The 8737-nt window shown below is 70.3% G+C and carries 5 protein-coding genes and 2 pseudogenes; 4 read left to right on the plus strand and 3 right to left on the minus strand.

Translation table 11 applies throughout. The annotated features are described in order from the left end of the window. Positions 1-17: 17 nt before the first annotated feature. Together sucB and HG543_RS48215 are read left to right on the plus strand one after the other, a co-directional pair. A pseudogene (sucB, locus tag HG543_RS48210) lies at positions 18-764 on the plus strand (dihydrolipoyllysine-residue succinyltransferase); the annotation flags it as partial. A gap of 182 nt (positions 765-946) precedes the next feature. Beyond that, a complete protein-coding gene (locus HG543_RS48215; RefSeq protein WP_169351719.1) occupies positions 947-1156 on the plus strand; it encodes a cold-shock protein in 210 nt (69 codons plus the stop codon). 109 nt (positions 1157-1265) lie between these two features. Here the strand turns inward: HG543_RS48215 and HG543_RS48220 are convergent, their stop codons facing one another. Beyond that, positions 1266-3479: a DPP IV N-terminal domain-containing protein gene (locus tag HG543_RS48220; RefSeq protein WP_169351720.1), complete on the minus strand. Its 2214-nt coding sequence runs from the start codon at positions 3477-3479 to the stop codon at positions 1266-1268. A 118-nt stretch (positions 3480-3597) separates the two neighbouring features. Between HG543_RS48220 and HG543_RS48225 the strand changes: the two genes are divergently transcribed. After that, a complete protein-coding gene (locus HG543_RS48225; protein ID WP_169351721.1) occupies positions 3598-4374 on the plus strand; it encodes a UPF0489 family protein in 777 nt (258 codons plus the stop codon). Between the two features lie 19 nt (positions 4375-4393). On the opposite strand, the gene HG543_RS48230 is transcribed toward HG543_RS48225, so the two are convergent. Further along, positions 4394-6106, minus strand: a complete 1713-nt coding sequence (locus HG543_RS48230; protein WP_371876551.1) for a BamA/TamA family outer membrane protein — start codon at positions 6104-6106, stop codon at positions 4394-4396. Positions 6107-6384: 278 nt separating this feature from the next. Next, positions 6385-7251: an ABC transporter substrate-binding protein gene (locus HG543_RS48235; protein WP_169351722.1), complete on the minus strand. Its 867-nt coding sequence runs from the start codon at positions 7249-7251 to the stop codon at positions 6385-6387. 290 nt (positions 7252-7541) lie between these two features. Between HG543_RS48235 and HG543_RS48240 the strand changes: the two are divergent. Then, a pseudogene (locus HG543_RS48240) lies at positions 7542-8699 on the plus strand (serine/threonine protein kinase); the annotation flags it as partial. Between the last annotated feature and the right edge of the window lie 38 nt (positions 8700-8737).

Below are 8737 nucleotides of genomic sequence, written 5' to 3' on the forward strand. Positions count from 1 at the left end.
GTGGATAAATAAGAGACAGGGCTCCCGCCGCCCCGGCGGTGCCCGCGGGCCCGCGTCCCAACGCCGCGCGCGAGGAGCGCGTGCGCATGACGCCGCTGCGCAAGCGCGTGGCCGAGCGCCTCATCCAGGCGCAGTCCACCGCCGCCATGCTCACCACCTTCAACGAGGTGGACATGGGCGAGGTGATGGCGCTGCGCAAGAAGTACAACGAGAAGTTCCAGACGAAGCACGGCGTGAAGCTCGGCTTCATGAGCTTCTTCATCCGCGCGTCCGTCGAGGCCCTCAAGGCCTTCCCGCAGATCAACGCGGAGATCGACGGCGAGGACGTCATCTTCAAGCACTACTACGACATCGGCGTGGCGGTGAGCGGCAGCCGCGGCCTCGTGGTGCCGGTGGTGCGCAACGCGGACAAGCTGGGCCTGGCGGAGCTGGAGAAGACTGTCGGCGACTACGGCACCCGCGCCCGCAACGACAAGCTGGGCCTCGCCGACCTGCAGGGTGGCACCTTCACGATTACGAACGGCGGCATCTTCGGCTCCATGCTGTCCACGCCCATCCTCAACCCGCCGCAGACGGGCATCCTGGGCATGCACAACATCGTCGAGCGCCCCGTGGTGCGCGACGGCCAGATTGTCATCCGCCCCATCATGTTCGTGGCCCTCACGTACGACCACCGCCTGGTGGACGGCCGCGAGGCCGTGCAGTTCCTCGTGCGCGTGAAGGAGTGCATCGAGGACCCCGAGCGGCTCCTGCTCGAGGTCTGACGCGCCACGGCGTCACTCCAGTGCTCATGCCCGGGTTCGTAGTAACCCGGGGAATTCCGGACGGCCGGCTGGACTTCCAGTCGGCCGTTTCACTACAAATGCTGGTGTCTCCCGGTAGTCGGGGGGCGGGAAGAACAGGCGGCACTCGAGACAATGCCGCCCCGTGAGACTGAGGAAGTGCAATGGCAACTGGTACCGTGAAGTGGTTCAACGACGCGAAGGGCTTCGGCTTCATCACCCAGGACGGCGGTGGTGAGGACGTGTTCTGCCACCACACCGCCATCAACATGGATGGCTTCCGCACCCTGGCCGAGGGCCAGAAGGTGGAGTTCGAGGTCACCCGCGGCCCCAAGGGCCTGCAGGCGCAGAACGTCCGCGCCGTCGGCGGGTAACGCGTCCGTTTGCCACTCCTCGCGGACTGGCAGATGAAACAGAGGCCCGGCCCCCACTCCAGGGACCGGGCCTCTTGCTTTTCCAGACGTCAGGCTTCGAGCGCGCGGACTACAGGCTGCGCTTGAAGTGGTCCATGACGCGCTCCCACTGGCGCTCGGTGACGACGGGGTCCGGCACCATGTGCGTCAGGCCGCTGAGGGGCAGCAGGTCATGCGGCTTGCCAGCGCGGAAGAGCGCGTCCGACAGCTTCAGCGTGTGGAAGAAGTACACGTTGTCGTCGGCGGTGCCGTGGATGAGCAGCAGCTTGCCCATGGGCTTGTCCTGCTTCGCGTACGTGAGAAGGGAGCTCTTCTCGTACGCCTCGGGGTGCTCCTGGGGCAGGCCGAGGTAGCGCTCGGTGTAGTGGGTGTCGTAGTCGAGCCAGTCCACCACCGGGGCGCCGGCCACCGCGGCCTTGAAGACGTCCGAACGCTTGAGGACGGCCAGCGCGGCCATGTACCCGCCGAAGCTCCAGCCGGAGATGCCCACGCGGTTGATATCGATTTCCGGCACCTCCTTCGCCAGCTCCTGGATGGCGGCGGCCTGGTCTTCAATCGTGACGCCGGCGAAGTCGTACCGCACCGCGCGCTCCCATTCATGGCCGCGCAGCGGGGTGCCGCGCCCGTCGAACTTCACGACGATGAAGCCCTGGTCCGCCATCCATTGCGCCATCAGGTGCGCGCCCATGTTCTGGTAGACGACGGTGGTGGTGGGGCCGCCGTACACCTCGACGATGACGGGCAGCTTCTGGCCCTTCTTGAAGTCACGCGGGCGGGTGATGGAGGCCCAGAACTTCCGCGGGCCCACCTGGCGCACCTCGGTGTTGGGGACGAAGGGCGGCTCCTGGGCGACCTCGGGCAGCTCGCCCAGGCGGGTGCCGTCCGCGCGCAGCACGTGCGTCTTCGGCAGGGACTTGGGGCCCGAGGCGTTGAGCACCACCAGCCCGCCGTCCTTGGACACGATGCCGCCCTCGGTGCCGGGGCCGCTGGCGCCGCTGGACACCTTCTCCGGGGCGCCGCCGTCCTTCACGCGCCACAGGTAGCCCTCGGTGGGGTTGGGGCCGCCGGAGAAGTAGAGCGTGCGGTCCTTCTGGACGAAGCGCGACAGCGAGCGGAAGCCCGCGTCCGGCTTCACCACGCTGCGCTCCAGCGAGCCGTCCGCCTTGCGCAGCTCCACCTCGGGGCCGCCGTTGCGCTCGGTGTACCAGAGGAAGCCGCTGCCATCCTCCAGCCACAGCGGGAAGTCCTGGTCCAGGTTCACCCAGGCCTCGTCCTTCTCCGTCAGCAGCTCGCGCGTCTTGCCGGTGCGCGGGTCCACCGCGAGCAGCTTCTCCTCCGTCTGGGTGCGGTTCTGCACCAGGATGGTGAGCGGGCCGGCCTTGGGCCACACGACGGTGGCGAGGTACGGGTACTTCGCCGCGTCCCAGTCCACCCACGTCGTCTTGCCACCGGTGGCGGCGACGACGCCCAGGCGCACCTTGGCGTTGGCCTTGCCCGGGCGCGGGTACGCGAAGTCCTCGCCGCCCTTCTCCGGGTGCATGACGTCGACGATGGTGAGCTTCTCCACCTCGGAGGTGTCGGACTCCGTGTACGCGAAGGCCTTCGCGTCCGGGCTCCACCAGTAGCCGGAGAAGCGGCTCATCTCCTCCTGGGCGACGAACTCGGCCAGGCCGTGCGTCTTCGCGGCGGTGCCGCCCTGGGTGACGCGCTGCTCTTTGTTGGCGGCGATGTCGATGCGGTAGACGTCGTTGTCCCGCACATAGGCCACCTGCTTGCCGTCCGGGGAGAACTTCGGGTCCAGCGTGCCGGCGCCCGTCTTCAGCTCCGTCACCTTGCCGGTGGCGCGCTCCACCACGTACAGGCGGCCGGAGAGCGGGACGAGCAGGCGGGTGCCGTCCTCGGAGATTTGATAGCTGGTGAAGCCCCGGGCGCTGACGCGCATGCGCTCGCGGCGGGCCTTCTCCTCGGGGGTGAGCGTCTCCTCACTGCCCTTGAGGATGGCCTCGGGGGTGAGCAGCTCCTTCGCCTGCTTGGACTCCACGTCGAAGGCGTACAGCGTCTGGACGTTGGAGGTGGGCGAGGTGCGCAGGAAGAGGACGGACTTCTCGTCGGGGGTGATGCGCACACCCACGGGGCGGCCGCTCATGAAGCGGCGCGTTTCAGAGAACTGGCGCAGGAAGGTGTCCTGCTTGCGCTGCGGCTGGGACATGGGTGGGGGCTTCAGCTCCTGGGCGAAGACGGGGGCGCTCACGAGGATGAGCGCGGCGGTGAGGACCTGGCGCATGCGTAGTCGAATACCCGCCAGCGGCGGGTCTCCTTTCACTGAAAGGTGCGGGGAAGCCTACACTCGGCCGCCACGCGGCCCGAGCAAACGCCGGGCAGGCGGGAGGATTCCCGACGTCATGCGGACAGAAGACGACGCAACGAGCCACCTGCGGCTGGCCGGAGTCATCCGGCTCGGACTGGGCGGAGGCCGCGGCCCGACGGACGCGTACGTCTTCGACCCGCACCGGCTCGCCCTGCCCTCGTGGGCCGTCGCGCTGGGCCCGTCCGGCCCCCCTGCCCTGCTGGTGACACTCGACAGGCACCTGGACACCGTGGTGCCCCAGCGGCCGGCGGAGGTGCCGGACCGCTCGGCGGGACTGAGGGCGCTGGACGAGCACGCGCGCTGGGCGCTGGACGTGCGCAACTACGACCACATCCTCGCGGCCATGGAGGCGGGGCTGGTGGGAGACGCGCTGCTGGTGGCGCGGGGCCGGCCACGCGGCGCCTTCACGGGCGACACGTACGTGGACACGCGGGGCCGCTCGCACCGGCTGGTGGCGGTGTCCACGGTGGACCGCGCGGCCGAGGCCTGGAGCCACCCCGCCCCGGGTGACGCGGTGCGGGACGTGCTGGACGCCGCGGAGCAGGTGCTGCTGGACGTGGACCTGGACTGCTTCACGTCGCTGAGCGACGCGGACCCGACGACGGTGCTGCCGTGGCCCCGGAACATCATCCGCGAGTTCCTCCTGCCGGACGGCTCGGAACCCTTCTGGGACGCGGTGCTGGGGAAGACGGTGGCGCTGACGCTGGCGCGCGAGCCGCACCACTGCGGCGGCCTGCTGGCCTCCGGCGAGCTGTTCCGCGACGTGGCGGAGGTGCTGTTCCGCGAGCTGCTGCGCGTCGAGCCGCCGTGACGCGCGGCGGCCCGGGCGGCTACAGCGGCGAGTCCAGGAAGCCGGGCCGCAAGTCGGTGATCTGCCCGCCCGCGAGCGAGAAGCGGCTGCCCACGGGAGGCCGGGTGTCGTTGAGCACGTAGCCGAAGTCGAAGCGGAACGGGACGACGTTGAACTGGGGGAAGAGCACGCGCAGGCCCACGCCCACCGAGTGCACCATGTCCGGCTGGTCGTCGAAGGCGCTGCCCGAGTCGAAGAAGAGCACCCCGCCCACGTGCACCGTGCGCACGACGAGCGGCTTGGAGCGGTACTCCACGTTCACCAGCAACAGCCGCTTGCCCGAGTACGCGTCCGCGGCCGCACCGCGCAGGCCATTGCCGCCGCCCAGCAGGGTGACGCGGTCGAACAGGTCGTCGATGTTGACGTCCAGCACCCCGCGCGCCACGAAGCGCCCGCCGAGCACCTTGGGGGACACCTGCACCAGCTCCGTCGCCCAGCGCCGGTTCGTCCAGCCCGCGCCCTCGCCCAGCTGGCGGCGGATGGCGGTCGCGGCGGACATGGTGGTGAGCGCCTCGCCCAGCCGCAGCCGGTAGCGCCCGGCCACGCCGGCCTCCGCGAAGTGGGACGTCGAGTCGAAGACGGGGGGCGCGTAGCGCAGCGTGACCGACACCGAGTGCCCCATCTGGAAGTCCTCGGAGAGCGCGTACGAGTCCACGTCGCGCAGCACCTCGTACCGGGCCTCGAAGGCGCGCAGGGACAGCGAGGCGTAGCCCGCGTCCTCGGCGCGCGGCAGGTACTCGCGGCGGAACCACGCCTGCTGCTCCTCGCTCAGCATCGACGAGGAGGGCGGGTCATAGGCGTAGTGGTACGCGCCCAGCGTGCCACCCAGGTTCCACTTGTAGCGGTAGCCGAACGAGCGCGTGTACGAGACGCCGCCGGCCACCTCCTCCGTCCGGTACACGTAGGGGACGGGGGAGCCGCCCGGGAAGGGCAGCTGCCAGATGTCCGCGCCGCGGTAGACGCGGTTGGTCTCCACGTTCCACGCCACGGACGCGCTGGTGCTCCACGGCGTGGACAGTGAGTACAGCGGACGGCTGACGGCGACGCTGCCGCGCGAGCCCTCGGGCTTGCCGCTCTCTCGGCCGATGATGATGGCGGCGGACTCGCTGAGCGACCAGCGGCTGCCCAGCACGCGCGGGTCGGTGTAGCTCTGGCCGAAGCTGAGCGTGTCCAGCCGCAGCGTGAAGTCCACCGCGAGCTTCTTCCCCCGGCCGAGGAAGTTCTGCTCCGTGCCCTGCAGCTGCAGGTACTGGAGGAGCGAGCCCACCGCGGAGAAGCTACTGTTGAGGCGCAGCGACCAGAGGTCCTTGGTGACGACGAGCAGCGCCACGGTGCCCGGCGCGCGCCCCTTCACGGGGATGAGGCGCACCACGGAGAAGAGGGGCAGCGCGCGCAGGTTGCGCGCCGTCTCCTGCGCGAGCGCGTCCGAGTACGGCTCGCCGGGCTGGAGCAGCACCTCGCGGCGGACGACCTCCTCGCGGGTGCGGATGTGGAAGATGTTGAGGAGGTTCGGGTACGGGTCGCTCTCGGCCACCACGTCCTCGGTGGTGACGAGGACTTCTTCCAGCACCTTGCCCTCCGGCGCGGGCTCCACCACGCGGCCCAGTTGCTGGAGGGCGCGGGCGACGAGGGCCTCCTCGTAGTTCTCGCGCTGGGCCTCGGCCTCCTCGATGGGGCCGGCACCCGGGGGCACCTTCGGAGGCTCGGGCCCTTCCTCGGGCTCCTCGACGCCCGGCGTCTCCGGAGCGGCTGGCGACTGAGGCGGGACCGAAGCCGGTGCCTGCGCTGGAGGCGCGGGCGTCTCCGTCGCCTGGGGCGAGGCCACGGTGAGCGGAGCGATGAGCAGGGCGAGCAGCGGCGGGGGCACGGGCGCATCCTGGCACGCGCGGCGCCCGGCGGGGTGGGCCTCATGAGCGCGCGACTCGCACCGCCCCCTCGAAAAAGTGGAGGGCCGGACGCCCACCCCGCGCCTCACACCACCGCGCGCAAATCACCCTTCCGCCGCTCGGGCAGCTTCTCGCCGTGGGCCACCGCCGCGACGATGCGCGCGAGCTGATCCACGCCGTCCGACAGCGCCGCCGGGCCCGGCTGGAGGATGAAGGTGCTGCGCACCTCGTAGAGCTGGTCGTCCACCACGGCCCGCACCCCGGCCCAGCCCGGGCGGGCGACAATCTTCTCCCGCTTCGCCTTGCGCCCGCACCAGCTCGCGATGACGCCCTCCGGATTGCGGCGCGCCACCTCCTCCGGCTCGAAGATGCGGCCCTTCGCCCCGTGTGACGCGCGCGACTCGCGGCACACGTCCTCGCCGCCCACCAGCTCCACCAACTCCGAGCACCAGCGGATGCCGGAAATGAGCGGCTCGTGCCACTCCTCGAAGAAGATGCGCGGCCGGCGTGGCAGCCGGTCCGCGGCCTCCGCGTGCCGCTCCAGATTCGCCGTCAGCTCGTCGGCCAGCCGCTCCGCGGCCTCCGCGCGCCCCACCAGCGCTCCCGTCAGCCGCACCGCCTGCAATATCTCCGCGACCGAGCGCTGGTTGAACAGGTACACGGGCACGCCCCGCTTGCACAGCTCGCGGCCCAGGTCCGCCTGCAAATCGGAGAAGCCCAGCACCAGGTCCGGCTTCAGCTCGAGAATCCGCTCGAAGTTCGCGTCCAGGAACGAGCTGACGCGCGGCTTCTCTCGCGCCTCCTTCGGGCGCACCGTGAAGCCAGACACGCCGACCACGAGGTCCCCGGCGCCGATACGGTAGAGCACCTCCGTCGTTTCTTCCGTCATGCACACCACCCGGCGCGGATGGGGTGGCGCGGAGGAGAGCAGCTCGGACAGGCGGGCATTCATACGGCCCAACCTAACCCGCCCACCCCGCACCGTCCGGCTCGAAGCAGGCAGGCGGGCAACCCCCGGCGTCACGCCGCGCGGGGCTCCCATACTCCCAGTCACCTCCTCCGCACGCCCCGCCCTCCCGCTGTCAGCTACCCAACCTTGCGCCGCCGGGGCCGGAATCTCGGCCCGTGCCGCACCGCGGCATCCGGGCAGCTCGCTTGGGGTCGAACGGACTGCGGTGCTAGCATCGCCGGGCATGTTCGACCGGAGCGTCACGTGCCTTCCCGGTCCCAGCGGGGGCAGACATGATTGAGAAGAACGCCCCGGTGCATGGCGCCCCACCCGACATGGAGGAGGATCCGCTGCTCGGTCGGGTCCTCAACGAGCGCTTCCGCATCCTGGAGACCCTCGGCTCCGGCGGTATGGGCCGAGTCTACAAGGCCATGCAGGCGCCGCTGGACCGGCTGGTCGCGCTCAAGGTGCTCAGCCCCCAGTACGGCGAGGGCAAGGACCCCGGCTTCCAGAAGCGCTTCTTCCTGGAGGCCAGCGTCACCGCGAAGCTGCGCCATCCGAACACCGTCACCGTCATCGACTACGGCAAGACGGACGACGGCATCTACTACATCGCCATGGAGTACCTGGAGGGGCTGACGCTCGGTCAGCTGCTCACCCAGGTGGGCCCGCTGCCGTGGGCGCGCGCGCTCAACATCACCCAGCAGATTGCCCGCTCGCTGCGCGAGGCGCACAAGGTCGGCCTCATCCACCGCGACCTCAAGCCCGCCAACGTCATGGTCCTCAACCAGGAGACGGACCATGACGTGGTGAAGGTGCTGGACTTCGGCCTCGTGAAGTCCTTCATCGGCGACGCCGGCCCCATTCCGCAGGACACGTCGCTCACCCAGGCCGGCATCATCCTCGGCTCGCCGCAGTACATGGCGCCAGAGCAGGCGCGCAACGTCGCCGACCCGCGCAGTGACGTGTACAGCCTGGGCGTGGTGCTCTACCAGATGCTGATGGGCCGTCCGCCCTTCCTGGCCGCGCAGAGCATCGACGTCATCGTCAAGCACATCAACGAGCCGCCTCCCGCCTTCGGCTCCATCTGGCCCAGCCACGGCGTGCCCGCCGAGGTGGAGGCCCTGGTGATGAAGTGCCTGGCCAAGATTCCGGCCGAGCGCTACCAGTCCATGGACGACGTGATGGACGCCATGCGGCGCGTGGCGTCCACCGTGGGCGTCAGCGGCGTCTTCAGCGGCGCCCGGCTCACCGCGACCGGCAGCGGCCCCATCAGCGGCCCGTACGGTGCCCCCGGCTCCGGCCCCAGCACCATGGCGCTGGACATCTCCGTGGACGAGGCCCCCACGGCGCCCAACCGGAAGCCGCTGGCGCTGGCCCTCTTCGGAGGCTCGCTGCTCCTGGGCGTCAGCGTGGCCGTGTTCCTCGCGACGCGCCCGAACACGCCGCCCGGCATCAAGCCCCTGGACTGTCTCTTATAGACACCTGA

This window comes from Pyxidicoccus fallax (genome assembly GCF_012933655.1).
Lineage (GTDB): Bacteria > Myxococcota > Myxococcia > Myxococcales > Myxococcaceae > Myxococcus > Myxococcus fallax.

What these genes read in the sequence shown, in the direction of transcription:
- HG543_RS48215 (WP_169351719.1), top strand. Translation starts at nt 947, where the DNA reads ATGGCAACTGGTACCGTGAAGTGGTTCAACGACGCGAAGGGCTTCGGC.
- HG543_RS48220 (WP_169351720.1), bottom strand. Translation starts at nt 3,479, where the DNA reads ATGCGCCAGGTCCTCACCGCCGCGCTCATCCTCGTGAGCGCCCCCGTC.
- HG543_RS48225 (WP_169351721.1), top strand. Translation starts at nt 3,598, where the DNA reads ATGCGGACAGAAGACGACGCAACGAGCCACCTGCGGCTGGCCGGAGTC.
- HG543_RS48235 (WP_169351722.1), bottom strand. Translation starts at nt 7,251, where the DNA reads ATGAATGCCCGCCTGTCCGAGCTGCTCTCCTCCGCGCCACCCCATCCG.